The following is a 24,965-nucleotide window of genomic DNA, read 5'->3' as shown; positions in this document are numbered from 1 at the left end:
ATAGAATATTATGAAGAAAAGTTACAATTCATTAGCTCTTACATTAACCATTTGTATGGTTTTTTTATTCTCTAGTTTTAGTCTTAATGCACAAGTTGGTGTTGGGACTACAACACCTGATGCACAATTAGATATTGTTGCTCCTGCTGCAACAGGAAATGCACTGCAAGTTAACGATGACAATACTACTAATGCTAGTTCATCGGTCTGGGTAAGAAATTCAGGTTTAGGTTATGGTATTAATTTACAAACCTTAAATACTGGAAGTAATTTTCCTAGTTTGGGCATTACTCAATTTGGTACAGGTGCCATTTCTCGTGGACTTGATATAAATATGGATGCTACAACTGGAGCCTATGCATTAGCTGTTTTTCAAAATGGAGCTGGTGATGGTATTTACAACCAAATTAATGGTTCAGGTATTGTTGGTGTTTACAATGATTTATCAGACCATGGTGGTATTGGTGATTTTGTAGATTTAGATGATAATGATGGAACCGGAGTATTAGTTTATGGTGTAGATAATGGTGCAGCGCCAACGAGTGGAGGTGATGTATTTGCATTTAATGGTATAGTTCGAACAAATACGGCAACAGGAGCTTTTGTTAATGGAGGCGTTTTAGCAGGACAACAATTTGGTGTAGGTCATGGAACCATTATTACACATTCTGGTACTGCTGGTCGTAATGCCGAGTTTAATATCACTAACGCTGCTAATGCAGATGCCGCAATTTTTTCGGTTCATTTAGGACAAGGCTCTGCTATTGTAGCTCAAAACCAAAATAATGCGATTACAGGAACAATTACGGTTGCAGATTTTGCCTATACAGGTACAGATATAGATGATCATATAGGAATAGAAGGTGCTTCAACTCCAGCAGCAGGATGGGGAATAGGTATGCTTGGGACAGGAAATTGGTATGGAGTTGCTTCTATAGGAGATTTTACAGCAACTGGAGCTAAGGCTTTTACCATAGATCATCCGCAAGATCCAGCCAATATGATGTTAAAACATTTTTCGGTTGAATCTAATGAGGTTTTAAATATGTACAGAGGTGTTGAGGCGTTTGATGCCAGTGGAAAAGCTATTGTGAGTTTACCAGATTATTATGACAGTATCAATATAAACCCTTCATATCAATTAACACCAATTGGAGCAGCAATGCCTAATCTCTATATAGAGTCTGAAATTGCTAACGGGCAGTTTGTAATTGCAGGCGGTGTGCCTAACAAAAAAGTATCATGGCAAATTACGGCAGAACGTAATGACCCGTATTTCCAGCAAAACCCTGAAAAAAAACAGGATGTTGTAACTAAAGAAGGATCTAGAAATGGTAAGTATTTCAATCCAGAATTGTACAATCAGCCAAAGGAAAAAGGGATGTTTTATAATGCAAATAAAGAGAAGCAAGAACTTACGAAAGTAAGAAACTCTAATACCAAACAATTAGAAGATCGTAAAGCTGAGTCTGCTGAAGCAATTAAAGAAGAAAAAGTTGAAGACAAAAAGTAATTTGCAAACTTATATTTGTCTTTACATATAACAGGAAAGACTTATCTTTGAAAAAAAAATATATTGGATTTCAATTTTAAGTCAGCAATAAATCACATAAATGAGGGTGTTGTCACTTGGTCTTCTCCAAGTAACATCGCTCTCATTAAGTATTGGGGAAAAAAGGAAAGTCAAATTCCTGAGAATCCGTCTATTAGTTTTACATTAAATGATTGTAAAACGACAACAACTCTTAAATATGCTAAAAAAGAGGATGTCAATCATTTTTCATTTGAAATCTATTTAGATGGAGAACAAAAAGATGATTTTAAACCAAAAATCGAAACGTTTTTTAAGCGTATTGAACATTACGTCCCTTTTTTAAAAGAGTATCATTTTACAATTGAAACCTCTAATACATTTCCGCACAGTTCAGGAATTGCGTCTTCAGCCTCTGGAATGAGTGCTTTAGCATTATGTATCATGAGTATTGAGAAAGCCTTGTCTGAGACGTCTTCAAGTGAGGATCAGATGTCTCAAAGTTATTTCAACAAAAAAGCTTCATTTTTAGCGCGCTTAGGTTCCGGAAGTGCTTGTCGCAGTATTGAAGGCGACTTAATCGTTTGGGGCGAACATAAAGAAATTAAAGGGAGTTCTGATGCTTATGGTATCGTATATCCTTACGAAGTTCATGACCATTTTAAAAACTATCAGGATACAATTTTGCTGGTCGATAAAGGCGAAAAGCAAGTAAGTAGCACTGTAGGTCATAATTTAATGCATAACCATCCGTTTGCCAAGCGTCGTTTTGAGCAAGCGCATGAACATATGTCTAAGTTAATAGCGATATTAAAAACAGGAGACTTAGATGCTTTTATTGAAATTGTTGAAAGCGAGGCACTTACTTTGCACGCCATGATGATGACAAGCTTGCCTTATTTTATTTTAATGAAACCCAATACTTTAGAAATCATTAATGCTATTTGGGCTTATCGAAATAGAACCAAGTCCAAAATTTGTTTCACTTTAGATGCAGGAGCCAATGTTCATGTATTATATCCGGAAAATGAAAAGGATGCGGTTATGGAATTCATTAATAATGAATTAGTTGTCTATTGTCAAAACAGGCATTATATTAGCGACCAAATTGGTTTTGGTGCAAACCAAATACAATAATAATACGTATATTTGTTAAAGGAAATTGCTCTAAATACATGAAAGGACCATTATTTTATTCAAAAATTTTACTCTTTGGTGAGTACGGAATCATTAAAGATTCTAAAGGTTTATCGATTCCATATAACTTTTATAAAGGTGCTTTAAAGACAGATGAAAATCCGTCTCAAGAGGCTATTAGATCTAATGAAAGTTTACAACGCTTTGTCGCTTATTTAAAAGATATCGATGCTGAGTTGGTAACCTTTGATATTGAGACTTTAACTCAGCATGTCAATGCTGGTATGTATTTTGACTCTTCTATACCTCAAGGTTATGGTGTTGGTAGTAGTGGTGCATTGGTCGCTGCGATTTATGATAAATATGCCTTTGATAAAATCACAGTTTTAGAAAATCTAACACGAGAAAAATTACTCAAATTAAAAGCTATTTTTTCTGAAATGGAATCATTTTTCCACGGGAAATCATCTGGATTAGATCCTTTAAATAGTTATTTAAGTATTCCGATTTTAATCAATTCAAAAGATCATATTGAAGCCACAGGAATCCCAGCGCAACAAACGGATGGTAAAGGTGCTGTGTTTTTATTAGATTCAGGAATTATTGGAGAAACGGCTCCTATGGTTCGTATTTTTATGGAAAACATGAAGCAAGAAGGCTTTAGAAGTATGCTTAAAGATCAGTTCATTAAACATACCGATGCCTGTGTAGATGATTTCTTAAAAGGTGATGTAAAGTCATTGTTTAAAAATACGAAGCAATTATCAAAAGTGGTTCTTAACCATTTTAAACCTATGATTCCTAAACAATTTCATGAACTTTGGAAAAAGGGAATTGAAACTAATGAATATTATCTTAAACTTTGTGGTTCTGGAGGAGGAGGTTATATCTTAGGATTTACACAAGATATTGAAAGAGCTAAGCAATCACTTAAAGATTATAAATTAGAAGTCGTTTATAACTTCTAATCGCTTATCATTCTGAAACTATTTCAGAATTTCATCAACCTTTTTTATGTTTAACCGAAGACAAAAACATATTCTACTTAAGTTTTTTAGCATGTTTTCTGTCGTTCGTGGGTACAATATTCTTATTGTCGTAATTGCACAATACTTGACGTCGGTTTATATTTTAGCCCATGATAAACCACTAAAAAAAGTACTGTTTGATGTCAATTTATTGATGTTGGTTTTGGCTTCTGCAGCAACCATAGCAGCAGGTTATATTATTAATAATTTTTATGATTCTGAAAAAGATTTAATCAACCGACCTAATAAGTCAAAGTTAGATCGACTCATTAGTCAAAACACAAAACTCTCGTTCTATTTTGTGCTCAATTTTGCGGCTGTCATCATGGCAAGTTATGTCTCATTTAATGCCGTATTATTTTTTTCGTTTTACATTTTTAGCATTTGGTTCTACTCACATAAGTTGAAAAAGCTGCCTTTCATTGGAAACCTGACCTCTGCTGTATTGACCATATTACCATTTTTTGCCATTTTTCTTTATTATAAAAACTTCGAAACGGTCATTTTTGTTCATGCAGTATTCTTGTTTCTAATGATTTCAATGCGAGAGTTAACCAAAGATTTAGAAAATATGAAGGGTGATTTATTACTAAACTATAAAACCATCCCTATTGTTTACGGAGAGAAAGCCTCAAAAATCATGTTGACACTTTTAATCGTATTAACAAGTGTGCCGGTGTATCTATTACTTCGTCGTTTTGATGTTGGGCACATGGATTTATTTTTTTACCTCTCTGTAATTTTACTTCTTATTTTTCTACTACTACTCTGGAAGTCAAAAACCAAAACACACTACCTGATATTACATAATATCTTAAAATTTATTATTGTCGCAGGTGTATTTTGTATTGTCTTAATAAATGTCAATGTTGTTTTAAATCGTATTTAAATGAATCATAAACTTAAAGTTGCCTTAGCTCAAATTGCACCAGTTTGGCTGAATAAATCGGAAACACTTTTAAAAGTTGAGCGTTCTATTGTTGAGGCTTCTCAAGAGCAGGCTGAACTTATTGTTTTTGGCGAAGGCTTAGTGCCTGGATATCCATTTTGGTTAGCTTTAACTGGAGGAGCAGAATGGAATACAAAGGTCAATAAAGAATTACATGCTCATTATGTAAATAATGCTATTACCATAGAAAAAGGAGATTTAGATGCCATTTGTAAACTGGCAAAGCACTATGAAATGGCAGTATATTTGGGTGTTATTGAACGTCCTCAAGATCGCGGAGGTCACAGTGTTTATGCGTCATTGGTTTATATTAATCAGGAAGGAACTATTCAATCTGTACATCGAAAACTTCAGCCTACTTATGATGAACGTTTAACCTGGGCTCCTGGAGATGGTAACGGATTGCAAGTTCACAATTTAAAAGCATTTACTGTTGGTGGATTGAATTGTTGGGAAAACTGGATGCCTTTGCCCAGAGCGGCACTTTATGGTTTGGGTGAAAATTTACATGTAGCTGTATGGCCAGGCAGTGAGCATAATACTAAGGATATTACACGTTTTATAGCTCGGGAATCACGTTCGTTTGTGATTTCAGTATCGAGCCTAATGACTGTTGAAGATTTTCCGAAGGATACGCCTCATTTAAATCGAATATTAGAAAATGCACCACAAGTTTTGGCTAATGGAGGTAGCTGTATTGCTGGTCCAGATGGTGAGTGGCTTGTAGCTCCTGTTTTACATACAGAAGGATTGATTTATCACACCATTGATTTTAATCGTGTATTAGAAGAACGTCAAAATTTTGATCCTGTAGGTCATTATTCCAGACCAGATGTTACTCAATTAACAGTACATCGTGAACGACAATCTACAATTAAATTTGTAGATTAGTTCAACTAATATACTACCTTTGCGCAAAATTTAGTTATCATGAGCAGACAGCAAGGACGTAGTGAAAAGGGAAAATCTTCAGGGAGAGGACAAAGTAAGCCTACCAATAAGCGATCAGGTAGAGGAGGAGAACATGTCAAAGGTAAAAGCTTTGCTCGTGGAAATGCGCCAGTGAAAAAGAAACCTGCTTCTGCATCAAAGTCATCTAATCCAGATGAAATCCGATTGAATAAATACATTGCTAATTCTGGAATTTGCTCGCGTAGAGATGCTGATATGCACATTTCCGTAGGTAGTGTAACCGTTAACGGAAAAGTGATCACTGAAATGGGTTATAAAGTAAAATTAGATGATGAAGTGCGCTTTGATGGTGCTCGAATTAACCCAGAAAGGAAAGAATACATACTATTAAATAAGCCTAAAGGATTCGCTACCACAACCAGTGAAAGTAAAGGACGTACAGTTATGGATTTGGTTGCCAATGCTACCAATGCACGTATTAAACCTATAGGTCGATTAGGCCGAAATTCAACAGGGTTACTTTTATTTACTAATGATGATGCAGTTGTAAAAAAGTTTACAAACTCTAAAAATGGTGTGAGCCGTTTATTTGAAATTGAGTTGGATAAAAACTTAAAGCATGATGACTTTAAGAAGATTCAAGAAGGTTTTAAAATTGAAGGTAAACTCGTGTCTGTAGAAGAAGTGAGTTATATTGATGGAGAACCAAAAAATAAAATTGGTCTAAAAATCAAAAACACAGGTAATACCATTTTGCATACTATTTTCGACTATTTTAAATACGATATTATTCGTGTTGATTGTGTTCAAATAGCACATCTAACTAAAAAAGATTTACCACGAGGTCACTGGAAACATTTAACGCAACAAGAGGCGAATACCTTACAGATGCTGTAATTGTTTTAATGTTTTAAACGTACAGAAAGAATTCTGACATCTGAAATCGGACGATCATACGCTCCAGTTTTAGTTTTAGCAACAGAATCAATTACTTCCATTCCATCAATAACTTGTCCGAAAACAGTATAATTTTGATCCAGATGAGGTGTGCCTCCAATGGTTTTGTACACCTTACGATGTGATTCTGGAATTGTATAAGGCTCAAAGTTAGTATAGTCTTCCGCGAGAACATTAATACTATCATTCAGTTTTTGTATTTGAGCATCATCATCTGTATCTATGACCTTTGAAAAACTATCCCAAAGTGTTTTGTATGCCGAATCATTGATTACATAGTGTCTGGCAAGCATTTTATTAATTCTTGACTGTGCACTATCTAAAAGGCTATCGTTAAAAATTTTTCCTTGTACAATAAAAAATTGCATAGCGCTTGAAGCTCTATTAGGACTTTCTTCCCGTGCAGTAGCGAGTGCACCTTTTTTGTGAAATAAATCAGGATTAAATTCAGCATTTACTCTATAGTTTAAATCACCTTCACCTAGCAAATTGTCTGATGCTGCATACTTGCTATCAGGATCACCACCTTGAATCATGAAATTTTCAATGACCCTATGAAACAGTAAACTGTCATATGCTTTTTCAGAAATAAGCGTTATAAAATTATCGCGATGCAATGGGGTTTCATTATATAACTCTAATGTCATTGTACCATGACTGGTAATCATCTCTACTTTTTGCCGTTCATCAATAGGTATGTTAACAGATTCTGATTTAGGTTTACAATTGCATAATAGTGCAAATACAGATAAAATCAGTACTAGTCTATAGTGTGTTTTCATAAGCTTGATTAACTTTTAACTTTAAAGGTATATGTTGATACCAAATCATCACCTATAAACAAATGTACATCATAAAAACCATCATAATTAAATGTATAATCAAAGGTTAATGACTGGTCATGTGTTGAAATGATTTCAGGTCGTATTTTTTTACTGTTAAATCCATCGTCAATTTCCAATCTGATGTGTTGTTGAGTTACAGATTTTTGAAGTTGATATTGAAACCTAACCGTTTGATATCTATTGATGAAGTTATGAAATTTTTTGGGAGTACTATGCATTGTGAGGTTTCTGTAAGCCTTGCCATAGATAATTGGCGCTTCCATAAAACTCTCAAAAGAAGGCGCTTGATCACCTAAAAGTGTCCAGTTTTGGTCAATAGGATAGTGGTTTACTGCAAAAAATTTTGGGTTTACTAAAAAGAAGCCTTTGATGTATTCATATTTTAAACTATCGGAAACAGGATTTTCTAGTCCGCTGGCCCAAGTTGGATCACAGAGATACCATTTGTTATTCAGCATAACAGCATTCCAGGAATGGTTAGGTGCATGAAGTTTAGCTACATTAATGGTACTTGTACGGCCATAACCATGGATGATTTCACATTGTATATCGGCTAATTTAGATAACTCTTTCAGAATATAGGCATATCCAGTACATATGGTTTTTTTATGTTTTACTAGCTTACGAAAAATATCTTTTGTAACCTCGTCATTCCATGCTTGAAGACTAAGACTATCATTGCGATACTTGTCTCGATTTTTCATGTTCTTAGCATAAAGCCCGTAGTCATTTGTAAGATTCGTACACACCCACATATAAATCGCTCTAAACCGTTCTACATCTGTATGTAAATTCGATGTCAGTTTATAGGAAAGTTGAGGTAAATTATCTAGCCCTTCACTTTTGCATGCCAATGCAATGCTATCTGCTTTTCGAAAATCTATATGATCAAAATCAGAAATTTGAGCATTAGATTGGAATGCAATAATGAAGAGTGCTATGTACCTTATCAATGTCATTTAAATAAGGTTATAGGTGTTAATTTGAGCGTTTAGATTTGTAAGGCTTATTAGACTCTAAAGCTCCTAAGATTTCTACAATGTCTGTTTCTAATACGACTTTTAAAAAGCTTGTGTTTTTCTGAATTTTAATTTCTTTCATTTCATAGCCTAAGAAACTAAATACTAATACATCACCAGGTTGTAAAGCTTTAGGAAAAGTAAATGCTCCGTTCTCATCAGAAACAGTTCCAATTTTACTATTCTTTAACGTAATACTCGCACCTAGTAAAGGTCCGTTTTCATCATTGACAGTTCCTTTAACAGTAACCTCTTGATTAGATTGTGTTGAAGTGGCTGTTGTTTGGGTTTGCGCATACATAGGGTTGTATGCTAATATTGCTATCATCATCATAGCAATTAAGCCAAAGCTTTTCATTGGAAAATTAAATTGTGTTTTCATAATTATAGTGTTTTAATCAAATCTAATAACTCTTGTTATAGTATTAAAATACCTTTTAGGTAATGCAAGACTTGGGTTAGTGAAAACCACTTTTCACTGAGTGATTTATAAAATTAAAGATTAAATCACTAATACACAGAAAATAATAGTTAAAAATAAAATCAAAAAAAACATAAAAAAATGTTGTGTGTCAAAAAATAAATTAAATTTGCGCCATCTTTTGAAATAATATTACAAAAGATCATAGCATTTAGCTGAACAAATTGAAACGTGTTTTTACGTTCGGGTTTTTGAACATCAGGAAGTCATATTCAAAAGCTGCTTATAGATTAAGTAACCGAATTTTAGAGCTAACTTCCGCTTACTACATTTTTATGAGCCAACACTTGTATGGCTTTATTCCTACTACTCATCCTCAACTGCAGGTATGATATCTATTTGTGTTTAATGTTTTGATTTCAAAAGGGCTACATGTCGTTAGTTTTTGATATCAATTTCATTTTAGCTTAACCTCGTGTTAACCTTTACCTTTTACATTTAACTTTTTTAAACATATAATGAATACAAAATATATTGATTTGGTAAATCAAACTTTTGATTTTCCACAACCAGAATTTAAACTTGAAAATAAAACTTTAGAATTTCATGACGTCAACCTTATGCAATTGGTTGAACAGTATGGCGCTCCATTAAAGTTCACCTATTTACCTCAAATATCTAATAATATAAATCGTGCTAAACAATGGTTTGCCGATGCTATAGAAAAGAACAATTATAAGGGTAAATACAACTATTGTTATTGTACCAAAAGTTCACATTTTAAGCATGTTTTAGATGAGGCTTTAAAAAATAATATTCATATCGAAACGTCATCAGCTTTTGATATTGATATTGTTGAACGTTTAAAAGCAGAAGGAAAGATAACTAACGACACTTTTGTGATTAGCAACGGATTTAAACGTGCTCAGTATGTGACCAATATTGCAAGATTGATTAATAATGGTCATAAAAATGCAATTCCTATTATTGATAATTACGAAGAAATTGAACTCTTATCAGCTGAAATCAACGGGAAGTTTAATGTTGGAATTAGAATAGCTTCGGAAGAAGAACCTAAATTTGAATTCTATACGTCTAGACTTGGTATTGGTTATAAAAACATTGTGCCTTTTTATAAGAATCAAATTCAGAATAATGAGAACGTAGAACTTAAAATGCTTCACTTTTTTATCAACACAGGAATTCGTGATAATGCATATTACTGGAACGAATTGTCCAAGTGTTTAAAGGTGTATACCAGCCTGAAGAAAATTTGTCCTTCATTAGACAGTTTAAACATTGGTGGCGGATTTCCGATTAAAAACTCTTTAGCATTTGATTTTGATTATGCATATATGGTTGATGAAATTGTAAATCAAATCAAACTAGTTTGTGAAGAAGAAGGTGTTGATGTGCCTCATATTTTTACAGAATTTGGAAGCTTTACAGTAGGTGAAAGTGGCGGAGCGATCTATGAAATATTATATCAAAAACAACAAAACGATCGTGAAAAGTGGAATATGATTAACTCGTCATTCATCACAACATTACCAGATACTTGGGCCATCAACAAGCGTTTTATCATGCTTCCAATCAACCGATGGCATGATAGTTACGAACGTGTCCTCTTAGGTGGTTTAACTTGTGATAGTGATGATTATTACAATAGCGAACAGCATATGAATGCTATTTACCTTCCAAAGTACAATAAAGACAAACCCTTATATATTGGATTTTTCAATACAGGAGCTTACCAGGAAACTATTGGAGGATTTGGAGGATTACAACACTGTTTAATTCCATCACCAAAGCATATTTTAATTGATAAGGATGATGAAGGTAACATCACCACAAAACTATTTAATGAACAACAAAAAAGTGAAGACTTACTTAAAATACTAGGATATGAAAATAATATGGAGACTTCAGAACCTACATCCAAAATATTAGAAACATCCTTAAATACTCAATAATTAAAAAAATGAAAACTAAAACTTACGCAGGAATAGAAGACCAGTATTCTAAATTAGACAGTTCTAAAATTGTATTAATTCCAGTACCTTATGATGGTACAAGTACCTGGCAAAAAGGAGCAGATCAAGGACCTGAAGCTTTTTTGAATGCTTCCGAAAACATGGAGCTTTACGACATTGAGACTGAAACAGAAGTGTATAAGCAAGGTGTGTATTTAGCCGAACCTGTGACTGAAAATTCATCGCCAGAACAGATGGTTGATGCTGTTCATAAAACAGCTAAAACTTATATTAAAAAGAACAAATTTGTTACGACTTTTGGAGGTGAGCATTCTATATCTATCGGAACCATTAGAGCTTTTAACGAATGTTTCGATAATCTAACGGTTTTACAAATTGATGCACATGCCGATCTCAGAAAAGAATATCAGGGAAGTCGATGTAATCATGCTTGTGCTGTATATGAAGCAAGTCAAACAACAAATTTGATTCAGGTTGGAATTCGTAGTATGGATGTTATGGAAACAACAGTAATGGATACTGAAAAAGCATACTTTGCTCACGAAATGGCTGAAGATGATAGCTGGATGGATTCTGCAATTGATCAAATGACCGATAATGTGTATATCACTTTTGATCTCGATGCTTTTGATCCTTCAATTATGCCATCAACAGGAACTCCAGAGCCTGGAGGATTATTGTGGTATGAAACGATAGAGTTTTTACGTCAGGTGTTTGAAGAAAAAAATGTAGTAGGTTTTGATATTGTAGAATTATGTCCTAATCCAAAAGAAAAATCTTCAGATTTTTTAGCGGCTAAATTGTATTATAAAATGCTTACTTATAAATTTTTGAATGATGATGCAGATGATGATTTTGATAACAATTTTAACGCATCTAAAATAGCTAATAACAAGGTTTCTAAATTTAATGACGACGATGACAACTAAAGGAAGTATTTCACAATTTATAGAAAAGTATTATTTACACTTTAATGCAGCAGCTTTAGTAGATGCAGCAAAAGGATATGAAGCCCAGTTAAATTCAGGGTCAAAAATGTTAGTGTCTCTTGCTGGTGCCATGAGTACAGCCGAATTAGGAAAGATATTTGCAGAAATGATTCGTCAGGATAAAGTACATATTGTATCCTGTACTGGAGCCAACTTAGAAGAGGATATCATGAATTTAGTCGCACATTCACACTATAAGCGCGTGCCTCATTATCGTGATTTAACAGCTCAAGATGAATGGGATTTATTAGAAAAAGGCTTAAACAGAGTTACCGATACTTGTATTCCTGAAGAAGAAGCATTCCGAAGAATACAAGAGCATATCGTGAAAATATGGAAAGATGCCGAAGCTAAAGGTGAGCGTTATTTGCCTCATGAGTACATGTATAAACTATTACTTTCTGGTGTGTTAGAAGAGCATTATGAAATCGACTTAAAAGATTCTTGGATGTATGCAGCTGCTGAAAAAAACCTGCCTATTGTTTGTCCAGGATGGGAAGACAGCACGATGGGGAATATCTTTGCCAGTTATGTACTTAAAGGCGAATTAAAAGCCAGTACCATGAAATCAGGAATTGAATACATGACGTTTTTGGCAGATTGGTATACCGATAATTCAGATAATGGGATAGGGTTCTTTCAGATTGGAGGTGGCATTGCAGGAGATTTCCCTATTTGTGTAGTGCCAATGTTGTATCAGGATATGGAGCGTACAGACACACCTTTCTGGAGTTATTTTTGCCAGATAAGTGATTCTACAACCAGTTATGGATCGTACTCTGGAGCTGTTCCTAATGAAAAAATAACTTGGGGTAAACTTGATATTGATACACCAAAATTTATCATCGAAAGTGACGCCACAATTGTAGCACCATTAATATTTGCTTACCTTCTAGGACTGTAATGGAAGACCATAAAATTGAAAATATAGAGCTGAAATATTTGACTGTTGATGATTTCGAAGAATTGAAATCTGCAACACTCGAATCCTATGGAGGTGTATTGAATTCCTATTGGAAAAAACAGCATATCCAACAATTAACATCAATATTTCCTGAAGGACAAGTCGTTATCAAAATAGATGGAAATATTGCAGGATGCGCATTGTCATTAATTGTAGATTACGATAGTATTGACGATAATCATACCTATGCCGATATTATTAAAGGGGATTCTTTCAAAAATCATGATCCTGATGGTGATATTTTATACGGAATAGATGTGTTTATCAAACCCGAATACAGAGGTTTGCGTTTAGGTCGTCGTTTGTATGATTACCGAAAGGAAATCTGCGAAAACTTAAATTTGAAAGGTATTGTATTTGGAGGAAGAATGCCTAATTACCATAAACATAAAGCATTAACACCTAAAGAATATATTGAAAAAGTAAAACGAAAGGAAATACATGATCCTGTTTTGAATTTTCAAATTTCTAATGATTTTCATCCGGTTCGCATTTTAAAAGGCTATCTGGAAGGTGATACAGCTTCTAATGAGTATGCGGTATTAATGGAATGGGATAATATCTATTACACAAAAAAAACAAAAGTTGCTAGTACTGTAAAAACAGTCGTGAGATTGGGTCTTATTCAATGGCAAATGCGAACCTATAACAGCTTAGAGGAGTTGATGCAGCAAGTCGAATATTTTGTGGATAGCGTAGCAGCATACAGATCTGATTTTGCGTTGTTTCCAGAGTTTTTCAATGCACCATTGATGGCGAAGTATAATCACATGCACGAACCAGATGCTATCAGAGAATTAGCTAAATATACTCAGGTTATTGTTGAAAAAATGCAACAATTATCTATTTCGTACAATATCAATATCATTACTGGAAGCATGCCAGAACTTATAGAAGATAAGTTGTTTAATGTTGGTTACTTATGTCGTAGAGATGGTAGTTTAGAACGCTATGAAAAAATTCATGTCACTCCAGATGAAGCTAAAGTTTGGGGCATGCAAAGAGGTCATAAATTAAATACTTTTGAAACAGATGCTGGTAAAATAGGCATTTTAATATGTTATGATTCTGAGTTTCCAGAATTATCAAGATTATTAGCTGATGAAGGTATGGATATTCTGTTTGTGCCTTTCCTAACCGATACTCAAAACGGATATTCTCGAGTACGTTTGTGTGCGCAGGCAAGAGCCATAGAAAATGAGTGTTATGTTGCTATTGCTGGTAGCGTTGGTAATTTACCAAACGTAAATAATATGGATATCCAGTATGCGCAATCTGCAGTATTTACACCTTGTGATTTCTCATTTCCAAGTAATGGAATCAAAGCTGAAGCCACAACTAATACTGAAATGATACTGGTTGCAGATGTCGATTTGAGCTTATTGAGAGAATTACACTCTTTTGGTGCGGTGAAAAATTTAAAAGACCGAAGAAAAGATGTTTATGACGTTATACGTGTAAAAGAATAAATAGTATATTTATCATAAATTAGCTCCAATTATTATAAAAAAATGAAACACAAAGACGCAAACTTAAAACGAGTTATTGTAGATTTTAAAAAGTTAACACCTGAAATCTTAGCACTATTGGTTGATAAATATCCCGATGGATATGATGATGATCATATCATATCATTTAGAAATGCCAATAATGAAATTGTTGAAGCTGTTGAAGTCACAACCGAGGATACAAAGTACCTAGTTAAAGTAAGTACAAAATTAGAAGTGACTATGGAAAATTATGATGAAGATGATTATGAAGATTTTGATAACGATGATCCAGATGCAGTTCAAGATCCAGATTTAGCAGGAGATGATGATGATTTAGATGACATGGATTAATTGTAAGGCATCCTTGAAATTTTAACATCTAAACGTACCATAAAAACGTATATCTAATATACCGTACACGAATCGATATGCGATAGAATTAAAAATGACTTTAGATACAAACGGCAAATTTTTATAAAAAAACATAATATTAACAACACAAACTAACGTGTAACATGAAAACAAAATCAGTAGTTTTAATTAGTTTTTTAGTAATGTCTTTTATTGCATTAACTTCAATGAATACATTACAAGATTCATCTACTTTTGAAGGAAAGTACGATGGTCGCGAAGAATATGGTTACAGTTTTACTGGAATCAATGCAGCAGGTGAGGAGTATAATATGTCATTTCATAACGTAGAAGCTTCTGTTTTAAAAACGTTTGATCTTAACTCTGCTAATCAGATTGGGACAAAGTTTCAAGTGACTTATACTACTAAAATAGAAATAGAAAAGGATGAGTATGGTATGGATGATGAAACTGAAATACTTACAATTGTAGCCCTAAAAAAACTCTAGTTTTAATATCAATTTATGATGGAGCCAACTCTTTTTGAGTTGGCTTTTTTATGAACACTTCCCATATAAAAACAGAATACACAACGATATATTCTAAAGCTATAATCCATAAGTTTTCAGACTTGTCAGCTTTGTTGAGGTGGATGTACGCCAGATAACTTAATATAATAACAAAACTCCAAACCAAAGGAAACTTGTAATTAGTAAAAACACTTAATATCAAAAGCGTGGCAATATACCATGGATGAACAGTGGTACTTAAAAACAGGTAAATCGTAAATGCAAATAGCATCGTTATGATGAGGTGTTGGGTCTCTGTTTTTCTTCGGAAAAAGGCTAAGCCTATCACAATTAAAAACACCAAAATAGCTAATACTTTTCCTATCACAGCTATTTCATTATAGCCTCTAAATAGATACCCAATTTCACGAGCAACATAATATACACTGGCATTAAATTCGAAATTCTGAAACCAGAGTCCGACGGTTTGCGCATAATTATTTACAAATTCTAAAGAGAAAAACGGAGCAAATAATACAAGAGTAATACTTCCAACTATGATATAAAAAGAAAGCAGTTTTTTGAAATCAATAGACCTCGTATTTGAAGTCTTTTTGAACCAGAAAAGGTATAAAGGTAAAAACAGTAGCGGAATTAATTTTACCGAAATGGATATGGCAAATACCACGGCTGCCCATTTCCATTTGCCTATATGTAGAAGGTATAAACTCCACACTAAAAAGAAAATCATTACAGCTTCAAAATGAAGGTTTCCGGTTAATTCTATAATAATAAACGGATTGAGAATATACCAAAAAATGTTTTTTTCAGATAGATTTAAATGTTTGAGTAATCGCTTTCCAAAGACTAATGTTCCAAAATCTGCAGCAATGATTAATAGACGCAACACAATGGCAGCACCTAAAATTGTGTGCCCCGAAAACAAACCAGCAATGACAAAACACAATTGATTAATTGGCGGATAATTCGTGTAGTGGCTTCCGTTGAGTTCTCCCATGCCAGCATAAAGCGCTTCAGCTTCAGCCACGGGTAACTCACCACCTGCTTCTATGAACGATTGTGGTAGGTATAAATACGGATTTAATCCTTCTAAAATCATGCGTCCATCCCATATAAATCGGTAGAAATCCTGGGACAGATTCGGAATGGCTAGAATAAAAATAGCACGACTTATAAACGCAACAATACTTAAAAACTTAATATTGTTTTTGGCATATTTCAGTAGTAAAAGAAAGACAACCCAAAGTAAGCTGTAGAGAACAATCAGTTTTGTGTAATCGGTTCTTACTAAATCATAAGCAAATAAACCATAGAGAAAAAAGCTAACACAGGTGAGCAATAGAGGAACTTTATAAAGTTTCCAGAACTGCATTACACTTTAGAAGATATAGATTTAAAAAACACATAGCCAAAGCCTAAAAAGAGCATCAAATGGAAAGGAAATAATCCAAAATCTCCACCTTGATCACCAACAACAAAAGCATAGTACAACCCAAATCCAAAATACAACATCAGAAGTCCTTCAATAGCAACGTTTAAGGAGAGTTTTTTTCTTAAATATTTATTGCCTTTCCAGGAGTCTTTAATTGAACTGATATTAAATTTGGGTGTTCTAACAAACTCACTGCGTTTACCAACATGACCTTCTATAACCGCAATCGAATTATGCAAAGAAAAGCCCATGGCAATTGAGAAAAAAGTAAAGAACATACCAATATATCCAAAGAATTTCTTAAACCCGCTTCCATAAATCTGCTTATACATAAACCAGTAACAGATAAAGAAAATAACAGTGCTCATAACGAAGAAACTCATAAAGTAAAAGTAAAACCGTAAATGTGCATATTCATTTTTGATGTATAACATCGGGATGCTTAATATCGCAACGATAAATACATTTAAAAACATAGTACTGTTAAGCAAATGAAGCAAGCCATGAATTTTCGTTTTGGTCGAAATATTATTAGATTTTAATACGCGCCAAAGCATTTTTCTAAAGTTTTCAGCTCCACCTTTGTTCCATCTAAATTGTTGCGAACGCGCAGCACTAATCACCACAGGTAATTCGGCAGGTGTTTCAACATGTTCTAAATACTTAAATTTCCAGTTTTTAAGTTGTGCTCTGTAACTTAAATCTAAATCTTCGGTTAAGGTGTCGCCTTCCCAGTTTCCGGCATCAATAATACATGCTTTACGCCAAACGCCTGCTGTACCATTAAAATTTATAAAGTGACCTTTGCTATTTCTTCCGACCTGTTCGAGTGTGAAATGCGCATCTAAAGCAAAGGCTTGAATTTTTGTAAGTATCGAATAGTTTCTGTTGATATGTCCCCATCGGGTTTGAACCACGCCAATTTTAGCATCTTTAAAATAAGGAATTGTACGTTTTAACCAGCTTTTCTGCGGAAGAAAATCGGCATCAAATATGGCAATAAATTCGCCTTTAGCAATTTTAAGTCCTTCTTTAAGTGCTCCTGCTTTAAAACCACTTCGGTCAGTTCTGGTAATATGATGTATGTCTAGACCTGAAGCCTGAAGTGTTTCTATATGCTTTCTGGTCGTTTCAACAGTTTCATCTGTAGAATCATCAAGCACCTGAATTTCAAGTTTGTCTTTGGGATAATCGATACAGGCAATATTATCGAGCAAACGCTCCATAACATACATTTCATTAAATACAGGAAGTTGAATTGTTACCAAAGGCACTTCATCTGGATTAGAAAAGTCAAATGTCTCACAGGTTGTATCTGATTTTTTTGAAGACAGATAATTATAGAGCAAATTTAACTGAGCTAATGCATATAAAAATATGAGCAGAATAGCTACGGTATATATAGCAATTATGATAGTTTCAAGAATCATTTTTTAAAACTGTATTTAAAAATCCAACCTAAGATTTTTACGCCTGCAAATATAGCACCTTTTACCGTACCTGAAACTTTTGAGACACCTATTCTATTTCGGTAGTTTACTGGGACCTCAACATAGGTCAGTTTTTGGCGTAAGACTTTAAGTTGCATCTCAACCGTCCAGCCATAGGTTTTGTCTTCCATTTTTAACTGAAGCAGCTTATCATATTTAATTGCTCTAAATGGACCCAAATCTGTAAATTTTGCTCTAAATAAAATCGACATAAGCGTTGTTGCAAGCCAGTTTCCGAAGATTTGAGGTACAGTCATCGCACCTTTTTCTCGTAAGGCTTTCACACGAGCGCCAATAACAAAATCGGTATTATTTGCTATTATAGGTTGTACAATTTTTGTGAGTTCTTCAGGGTAATCACTGTAATCACCATCTAAAAAAACGATGATGTCTGGTTGCTGTTCAGTATTTAAATTTGCTATATAATCCATGCCTTTTAAACAGGCATAACCATAACCTCTATTGGTTTCTTTAAGAACTGTGGCTCCAGCATGTTTAGCATTAATTTCGGTATCATCGTTAGAGTTATTGCTCACCACGATAATTTCGCTAACAATGTCTGGAATATCCTTAATCACATGTGCAATAGAATCGGCTTCGTTATAAGCCGGAATGATGACTTTTATGTTGGTCATTGAAGGTCTTTTAAGCTATTCTCTTTTTTAAATGAACGATAATCGGTCCATGTTTTAATCTTCTTTCCTTCGGAAAATTTTACAGCTGCAACCAACTTTTCATTTTTATACATGAGGCAATATCCGTTTTTTTGATTGTTTTTTAGCTGACACTTATGATTTATTTTTCCATTGGAATCATAAAAAAGCCACCATTTATGTTTTTTACCATGTTCAAAATGACCTTCACTTTCTTTAGTGCCATCATGTCTATAGTATGTCCAGTATTTGGTTTCTTTTCCTAAAGCAAAATGTCCCTCGCGTTGAATGGTTCCATTAGCATGATAAAATTTCCAATAGTCAGTCTTTTTAGAATTAAGTAGCCATCCTTCGGACGCTAAGGTGCCATCATCAAAATAATTTTTTTGATATGTTTTTTGTGCCGTACTGTTAAAACTTAGTAACAGTAGACATATACTAGCAATGAACTTCATATTTTTTTTTGATTAAAATGAGTTGAGGCTTATTTTTGATTGACTAAATCCATTAAGTCAACATCGTTACCTAATAAAACTTCAGTCGGATTAATTCGCCCTTTCATACTGTCATTTTCTAATTTTAACACACCTCTTGGGCAAACAGCCGAACAAATGCCACAGCCAACACAACTAGAACGTACAATATTTTCACCTTTTTGAGCATAAGCACGTACGTCGATTCCCATCTCGCAGTAGGTCGAACAATTTCCACATGAAATACATTGTCCGCCATTAGTTGTTATTCTGAAACGCGAAAACATGCGCTGTTGAAATCCTAAAATTGCTGCCATCGGACAACCAAAACGACACCAAACGCGATTTCCGAAGATAGGATAGAAGCCGGTTCCAATAACACCAGAAAAAATGGCGCCAATTAAAAAGCCGTAAGTAGATCTTAGCGTTTCAGCTTTAAAAAGGAATAGTTTCGTTTCCGAACTAAATACATGAATCCCTATAAGTGCAATGATGATAACAAAATAACCAATAGCACCATATTTGGCATCTTTCCCTAATTCCTGACGTTTAAAAATCATAGTGAGTGCGAAAACCAAGGTTAAAAACCCAGCAACAGAAAACAAGAAAACATCTCTTGTGAGCCAGTATTTATTTGGGTCATAGCCTAGATAAGTATAAATTACGGCTGTGGTCATTAATACAACAAAAACAAGAACACTGTGAATCACCCAACGTTCTATTTTCCAAGCATTCTGGCTTTTATCGCTTAATTGTCTAAACGAATCTCCAGCAGTTTCGGCTAAACCACCACATCCACAAACCCATGAACAGTACCAGCGTTTACCATATTTAAAGGTAAGAATAGGTGTAATTACAAAAATGGAAAGGATTCCAAAAATAAGCATCACCATTCCTATAGTTCCACCATTAATAAATGAATCTACACGATACTGCTCAAAGTTATAGTAGTTAAGAGGCCATACGTTTTTAAGGTCGTTATAGGGTAAATCAGAATTCATAACATACATAAATTCCGGAATTAGAAATGCAAAAGCTAATTGAAAAAACATCACCGAAATGGTTCTAATTTGCTCATAGCGATTGTGACGATATTTTAATATAAATTTATAACCAAAGGCTAGAATGGCTACTGTATATAAGGTGCCATATACAAACCACTGACTTGCAGGTCTGCCACTAAGTAGTTTGCTCAAAGGATCAAATAAAGCAATTAAGCCTGTGTTTTCTGCGCCATCAGCTCCAGCACCTAAGAGACCTTCATAAAAATAGAGTACAACGTAAAATGAGGTTAATACGAGACCCGTAATCCAGCCTAAAGTCCCTCTTGACGATATCGATTTAAACCATACACCATCATTTTTAATCCCTTTTAATTTGGTGAGATAAGCATCATTTGCATAAATAATAGTTCCAATGGTAATCAAGGATAATGAAATGGTTAAAAAGATAGCTTTATTAGGTAAGTCTAAATTGAACAATGCCAACACCAGAATAAAGAGTCCGATAACTCCCATTCCTACAGCTACTTTTTGTTTTAGAGATAGATCTTGAGCATCAGGTTTTGCTAAAGACATACTTGGATTTAATTTATTACTCATGATGATGCGGTTTGTAGTTGGTTGTTGTAAGCGTTTAAAATGTCTTTTTCAAAATGTGTGTAAAATTCAGGATCAAAATTTGCGTCAGAGAGATGCGTCATCACATAATCTACATCTCGTTTTTCGGTAAGCCATCTGTCAAAAGTTTCGTGACGCATCCGTATTCCGAAGGTGTTAATTCCTAAAAACTCATTGTTGTTTTTGTTATAAGCTACAGTAATGCACTTGGTGTCATCATCATGTTTCCAGTGAAAATGAGATTCGTAATCTGGACGACCACGTTCACCAAAAACCCATCCGTAGGTTTGATATTCGATGTCTAAAAATTTAGCCGAATTAAACCAATGACCTGGTTTATATGCGATACGATTTCCGCAAATGGTTTGCGCTAATGTTTCTCCCATCATACGACCTGTGTACCAAACAGCTTCAATAGGTCTGCGGTTTCCAATAGCTTCATGTTGCTCTGCACAATCGCCAATAGCATAGACATCTGGAATGTTTGTTTCAAGGTAACGATTGACTTTCACACCGCGATCTGTTTCAATTTTTGAAGACTTTAAAAAGTCAATATTTGGAGAAACACCAGCCGTGAGTCCTACAACAGTACAAGGAATTTCTTCACCTGTTTCCTCTATGACTACCGATTTAACGTTTCCGTGTTCATCAGATTTGATTTCTTTTAAATTGGTAGATAAACGTAAGTCTATATGATGATTTTTAATATGTCTGTTAATCATTTGACTTTCCCCTTCAGGTAATACGCCATTCCAGAAGCTGGATTCTCTTACTAAAAAGGTTACAGGAATATTTCTGGAGTTTAGCATTTCAGCCAGCTCAATTCCAATCAATCCACCACCAACAATAAGAGCACGTTTACAAACCTTATTATTTGGAGCATATTTCTCAAGATTTTCTAAATCCTGTTTATGATACATGCCCATAACACCGTTTAAATCCTGACCTGGCCAGCCAAATTTATTGGGCTTACTTCCAGTGGCAATGATAAGTTTGTCATAGTTGAGCGTTTCACCGTTTGCAAACTGTAACGCTTTGTTGTCGGTGTCAACCTGTTCAACATAGGCTTTACGAAGTTCAATTCTGTTTTTCTTCCAAAACCAGTTTTCATAAGGCTGTGTGTGTTCAAATTTCATATGACCCATATACACATACATCAATGCTGTACGAGAAAAGAAGTAATCGGTTTCTGCAGATATGATTGTGATTTTTTTATCAGAAAGTTTTCTAATATGTCTCGCAAGTGTGACACCAGAAATTCCGTTTCCTATTATAACGATGTGTTCCATAAAGTTTGGTTGTTATGACGCTTCTGTCGAAACTAAAGGTAAGAACTTAATTACGCTTTCTAATTTATATCAATTTTAAATTAAAATTTTTTGTAAGGTTTTCTTCGGAAATAAGACACTCAAATTTTTTTAAAAACCTTGTAAGTAAAGGTGTTTTGAACGACTTAGCGATTATGAAATTATTAATTTAAGACTCAGTAATAATGAAAAAAATAATCATCTTAATCGCAATTTTCGGAATTAATAGTGCTGTATTTTCTCAAAGCACTGCCGAATTTTTTAAAACCGCAGATGCCTTCTTCAAAGCTCATGTTTCCAACGGAAAAGTCGCTTATGCACAACTACATGAAAACCCAGAAGTATTAGACAAATTAGTAAACTTAGCTGAAACGATTTCAGTACCAATATCAGATGCAAAAACTTATCAGGCGTTTTGGATTAACGCTTATAATATTTCTGTCATAAAAGGAATTATAGATCATTATCCTATCAATTCACCACTGGATAAAGTCGGCTTTTTTGATAAAACAGTTTACAAAATTGCGGGCGAATCTCTAACGCTAAATACCATTGAAAACAAAAAATTAAGAGCTCAATTTTCTGATGCACGATTTCATTTTGTATTGGTTTGTGGCGCTGTGGGTTGTCCGCCCTTAATTAACAAAGCCTATTTGCCAGATACTTTAGAAACGCAACTGCAGCAGCAAACAGAACTAGCCTTAAACAATCCAAATTTTATAAAGGTCAAGAAATCTAAAGTCGAGCTCTCAGAAATTTTTAAATGGTATAAGGAGGATTTTGTAAAAAAAGGTAATGAAATTGATTATATCAACAGATTTAGAACCGAAAAAATTGCTCCGAAAACTAAAATTTCTTACTACGCCTATAACTGGAATTTAAACCAACAATAAATCATATTAAAAGAACCAAACAAAATTGAAATGAAAAAAATAATCACATTTTTAGTTACACTTAGTCTTAGCTTTTCAGGGTTTTCACAAGAAGAATCTAATCAGGAAAAGAGCGTTATTCAAGAGTATACACCATCTAAATTATTAAATAAAGGCCAATGGGATATCAAATGGTTTAACAATTTATACACCCAAACCGAAAGCACATTTTCTGAAGGCACAGAGCCACGACAAACATTTTTTACCTCGACTGTAGATATTTTTACAGGGATTTCAAATTCAAGCAACTTTAATATAGGTCTGCTTTTAGAATTTCGATCTAATGTGATAAATGACCGAAATGCCCTAGATGTATTTGCTTTTGATGGCGAAAGCGGAACAGCGCGTTCGGGATTTACATCCTTTGCTCCTGCAGTAAAATTTAACCCGATTAAAAGTATAAGCAATTTTACAATTCAAACGGCTTTTCATATTCCGCTGGTCGATAACGAAACTGAAAATGGAGTGTTTCTTGATCAAAAAGGATTCATTTTTCAAAACCGATTTTTCTATGATTATACTTTTCCAGGAGACAAATGGCAAGTGTTTACCGAGTTAAATACCGAATATAACTTCGGAAAAAAAGAAGATAGCTTTGCTAATAATAGCTTATCGTTAACACCTGGTGTGTTCTTGAGCTATTTCCCAAGTCAGAAATTTACCATTTTAGGATTAGTACAACACTCGCAACGTATTGATACTGGAAATGATTTTGAACAGGATTTTACAGCAGTTGGTGGTGGTGCAAAGTATCAGTTAACCAAAGTACTCAATATTGAAACCTTATATACCAACTTTGTTCGCGGGAATAATACAGGTCTCGGACAAACATTTAACATAGGCTTAAGAGCCTTGTTTTAGTGATTAGTAGTAAATTAGGAGTCTAAACGTTTTATATATGATTTTTAGACTCCTTTTTTTATGCTGTATCCTCTCATCATGCGCTGCTCAGCAAGAGAAAATTAATGGTGTAAGTTTTGTGGCTTCTCGTGATGCGGTTTCCGATGTGCATACCAATCCAGTAGTTGAGGTAGGCGCTAATTATGCTGCAATTATGCCTTTTGGCTTTGTTAAAAGTATAGATCATCCCGAAATTGTTCATAATACCAATCGCCAATGGTTTGGTGAAACACGACCTGGAGGGAAACAGTACATTGAAGAGCTCAGAAAAAAACAGATTAAAATCATGGTGAAACCTCAAATTTGGATTCGACATGGCGAATTTACAGGTTTTATTAAAATGACGAGTGAAGCCGATTGGAAAGTATTTGAGGATTCCTATACGAGTTTTATTTTAGAATATGCCGAATTAGCTCAGGAAACCAAGGCCGAAATTTTATGTATTGGAACCGAATTAGAAAACTTCATTAAAGAGCGTCCCGATTACTGGCACAATCTCATTAAAAAAATAAAAACTGTTTATAAAGGAAAACTAACTTATGCCGCCAACTGGGACGAATTTAAACGCACGCCATTTTGGAGTGCTGTCGATTTTATAGGTGTTGACGCCTACTTTCCAGTAAGTGACAAACAAACGCCAAGTGTTGAAGATTGTAAAACCGGATGGAAAGACCATAAAGCCATTATTAAATCCCTTTCAGAAAAACATAATAAACCCATTTTGTTTACCGAATATGGCTATCGTAGTATGGATTTTACAGGAAAAGAACCTTGGGTTAGTGACCACAAAATTGAATCTTTAAATTTTGAGGCTCAAGCGAATGCCACGCAAGCTTTATTTGAAGAATTTTGGGATGAAGACTGGTTCGCAGGAGGATTTGTTTGGAAATGGTTTCACGCTCATGATAGGGTTGGTGGTAAAAATGACAATCAATTTACACCGCAAAATAAACCTGCAGAGACAGTTATTCAAACCTATTATTCAAGACAGTAAATTTTACTATTTTTTACGTAAGGAAATAGGATGTGACCGACCAATTAC

24 protein-coding genes are annotated in these 24,965 nt (G+C 34.2%); 15 read left to right on the top strand and 9 right to left on the bottom strand.

Annotation, left to right across the window (positions count from 1 at the left end):
- Positions 1-10 precede the first annotated feature (10 nt).
- The 6 genes from H7350_RS00965 (at position 11) to H7350_RS00940 (ending at position 6,454) form a co-directional block, all read left to right on the top strand.
- Positions 11-1,513, top strand: a complete 1,503-nt coding sequence (locus H7350_RS00965) for a hypothetical protein (RefSeq protein ID WP_204344002.1) — start codon at positions 11-13, stop codon at positions 1,511-1,513.
- 63 nt (positions 1,514-1,576) lie between these two features.
- The gene (locus H7350_RS00960; protein WP_235989234.1) at positions 1,577-2,668 is read left to right on the top strand and encodes a diphosphomevalonate decarboxylase; all 1,092 of its coding nucleotides are present in this window, start codon (positions 1,577-1,579) and stop codon (positions 2,666-2,668) included.
- 38 nt (positions 2,669-2,706) lie between these two features.
- Complete coding sequence (locus tag H7350_RS00955) at positions 2,707-3,636, top strand: mevalonate kinase family protein (RefSeq protein ID WP_204344001.1); 930 nt, start codon at positions 2,707-2,709, stop codon at positions 3,634-3,636.
- Between the two features lie 46 nt (positions 3,637-3,682).
- On the top strand, positions 3,683-4,585 hold the full coding sequence (locus tag H7350_RS00950) for a geranylgeranylglycerol-phosphate geranylgeranyltransferase (protein WP_204344000.1): 903 nt from the start codon (positions 3,683-3,685) through the stop codon (positions 4,583-4,585).
- Positions 4,586-5,536, top strand: a complete 951-nt coding sequence (locus H7350_RS00945) for a carbon-nitrogen hydrolase family protein (RefSeq protein ID WP_204343999.1) — start codon at positions 4,586-4,588, stop codon at positions 5,534-5,536.
- Between the two features lie 39 nt (positions 5,537-5,575).
- Entirely contained in the window at positions 5,576-6,454 is an 879-nt protein-coding gene (locus H7350_RS00940; RefSeq protein ID WP_204343998.1) for a pseudouridine synthase, read from the top strand.
- Between the two features lie 5 nt (positions 6,455-6,459).
- Here H7350_RS00940 and H7350_RS00935 read toward each other — a convergent pair whose 3' ends face one another.
- From H7350_RS00935 to H7350_RS00925, 3 genes are read right to left on the bottom strand one after another with little or no spacing between them, the layout of a single operon-like run.
- Positions 6,460-7,296 (bottom strand): peptidylprolyl isomerase, encoded by an 837-nt coding sequence (locus H7350_RS00935; protein ID WP_204343997.1) that lies wholly within the window; start codon positions 7,294-7,296, stop codon positions 6,460-6,462.
- A gap of 8 nt (positions 7,297-7,304) precedes the next feature.
- Entirely contained in the window at positions 7,305-8,318 is a 1,014-nt protein-coding gene (locus H7350_RS00930; RefSeq protein WP_204343996.1) for a transglutaminase domain-containing protein, read from the bottom strand.
- A 19-nt stretch (positions 8,319-8,337) separates the two neighbouring features.
- Positions 8,338-8,760: a carboxypeptidase-like regulatory domain-containing protein gene (locus tag H7350_RS00925; protein ID WP_204343995.1), complete on the bottom strand. Its 423-nt coding sequence runs from the start codon at positions 8,758-8,760 to the stop codon at positions 8,338-8,340.
- Positions 8,761-9,317: 557 nt separating this feature from the next.
- Here H7350_RS00925 and H7350_RS00920 point away from each other — a divergent pair.
- The 6 genes from H7350_RS00920 (at position 9,318) to H7350_RS00895 (ending at position 15,096) form a co-directional block, all read left to right on the top strand.
- Positions 9,318-10,772, top strand: coding sequence for an arginine decarboxylase (locus tag H7350_RS00920; RefSeq protein WP_204343994.1), 1,455 nt, complete (start codon positions 9,318-9,320; stop codon positions 10,770-10,772).
- 8 nt (positions 10,773-10,780) lie between these two features.
- Positions 10,781-11,722, top strand: a complete 942-nt coding sequence (speB, locus tag H7350_RS00915; RefSeq protein WP_204343993.1) for an agmatinase — start codon at positions 10,781-10,783, stop codon at positions 11,720-11,722.
- Positions 11,712-12,686: a deoxyhypusine synthase family protein gene (locus H7350_RS00910; RefSeq protein ID WP_204343992.1), complete on the top strand. Its 975-nt coding sequence runs from the start codon at positions 11,712-11,714 to the stop codon at positions 12,684-12,686. The genes speB and H7350_RS00910 overlap by 11 nt, the downstream gene beginning before the upstream one ends.
- Entirely contained in the window at positions 12,686-14,215 is a 1,530-nt protein-coding gene (locus H7350_RS00905) for a bifunctional GNAT family N-acetyltransferase/carbon-nitrogen hydrolase family protein (protein ID WP_204343991.1), read from the top strand. Before H7350_RS00910 ends, H7350_RS00905 begins: the two co-directional genes overlap by 1 nt.
- A 42-nt stretch (positions 14,216-14,257) precedes the next feature.
- The gene (locus H7350_RS00900) at positions 14,258-14,587 is read left to right on the top strand and encodes a hypothetical protein (protein ID WP_204343990.1); all 330 of its coding nucleotides are present in this window, start codon (positions 14,258-14,260) and stop codon (positions 14,585-14,587) included.
- A gap of 164 nt (positions 14,588-14,751) precedes the next feature.
- Positions 14,752-15,096: a hypothetical protein gene (locus H7350_RS00895; protein WP_204343989.1), complete on the top strand. Its 345-nt coding sequence runs from the start codon at positions 14,752-14,754 to the stop codon at positions 15,094-15,096.
- Between the two features lie 13 nt (positions 15,097-15,109).
- On the opposite strand, the gene H7350_RS00890 is transcribed toward H7350_RS00895, so the two are convergent.
- From H7350_RS00890 to H7350_RS00865, 6 genes are read right to left on the bottom strand one after another with little or no spacing between them, the layout of a single operon-like run.
- On the bottom strand, positions 15,110-16,489 hold the full coding sequence (locus H7350_RS00890; RefSeq protein WP_204343988.1) for an MptA/MptB family glycosyltransferase: 1,380 nt from the start codon (positions 16,487-16,489) through the stop codon (positions 15,110-15,112).
- Positions 16,489-17,979: a cellulose synthase family protein gene (locus tag H7350_RS00885; RefSeq protein WP_204343987.1), complete on the bottom strand. Its 1,491-nt coding sequence runs from the start codon at positions 17,977-17,979 to the stop codon at positions 16,489-16,491. Before H7350_RS00885 ends, H7350_RS00890 begins: the two co-directional genes overlap by 1 nt.
- On the bottom strand, positions 17,976-18,674 hold the full coding sequence (locus tag H7350_RS00880; RefSeq protein ID WP_204343986.1) for a glycosyltransferase family 2 protein: 699 nt from the start codon (positions 18,672-18,674) through the stop codon (positions 17,976-17,978). The genes H7350_RS00885 and H7350_RS00880 overlap by 4 nt, the downstream gene beginning before the upstream one ends.
- Positions 18,671-19,147 carry a toxin-antitoxin system YwqK family antitoxin gene (locus H7350_RS00875; RefSeq protein ID WP_204343985.1) on the bottom strand — a complete coding sequence of 159 codons (477 nt, stop codon included), beginning with the start codon at positions 19,145-19,147 and terminating at the stop codon, positions 18,671-18,673. Before H7350_RS00875 ends, H7350_RS00880 begins: the two co-directional genes overlap by 4 nt.
- 29 nt (positions 19,148-19,176) lie before the next feature.
- The gene (locus H7350_RS00870; protein ID WP_204343984.1) at positions 19,177-20,766 is read right to left on the bottom strand and encodes a 4Fe-4S binding protein; all 1,590 of its coding nucleotides are present in this window, start codon (positions 20,764-20,766) and stop codon (positions 19,177-19,179) included.
- Positions 20,763-22,073, bottom strand: coding sequence for an NAD(P)/FAD-dependent oxidoreductase (locus H7350_RS00865; protein ID WP_204343983.1), 1,311 nt, complete (start codon positions 22,071-22,073; stop codon positions 20,763-20,765). Before H7350_RS00865 ends, H7350_RS00870 begins: the two co-directional genes overlap by 4 nt.
- A 203-nt stretch (positions 22,074-22,276) precedes the next feature.
- On the opposite strand from H7350_RS00865, the gene H7350_RS00860 reads away from it, so the two are divergent.
- The 3 genes from H7350_RS00860 to H7350_RS00850 are packed head-to-tail and all read left to right on the top strand — an operon-like array spanning position 22,277 to position 24,917.
- On the top strand, positions 22,277-22,984 hold the full coding sequence (locus H7350_RS00860) for a DUF547 domain-containing protein (protein ID WP_204343982.1): 708 nt from the start codon (positions 22,277-22,279) through the stop codon (positions 22,982-22,984).
- A gap of 30 nt (positions 22,985-23,014) precedes the next feature.
- Entirely contained in the window at positions 23,015-23,884 is an 870-nt protein-coding gene (locus H7350_RS00855; RefSeq protein WP_204343981.1) for a transporter family protein, read from the top strand.
- 37 nt (positions 23,885-23,921) lie between these two features.
- Complete coding sequence (locus tag H7350_RS00850; RefSeq protein ID WP_204343980.1) at positions 23,922-24,917, top strand: glycoside hydrolase family 113; 996 nt, start codon at positions 23,922-23,924, stop codon at positions 24,915-24,917.
- The last annotated feature ends 48 nt before the right edge of the window (positions 24,918-24,965 follow it).

Source organism: Psychroserpens algicola, from assembly GCF_014526325.1.
GTDB classification, from domain to species: Bacteria; Bacteroidota; Bacteroidia; order Flavobacteriales; family Flavobacteriaceae; genus Psychroserpens; species Psychroserpens algicola.
The sequence above is the reverse complement of the archived record's forward strand: the minus strand, read 5'-3'. Positions and strand labels throughout refer to the sequence as shown.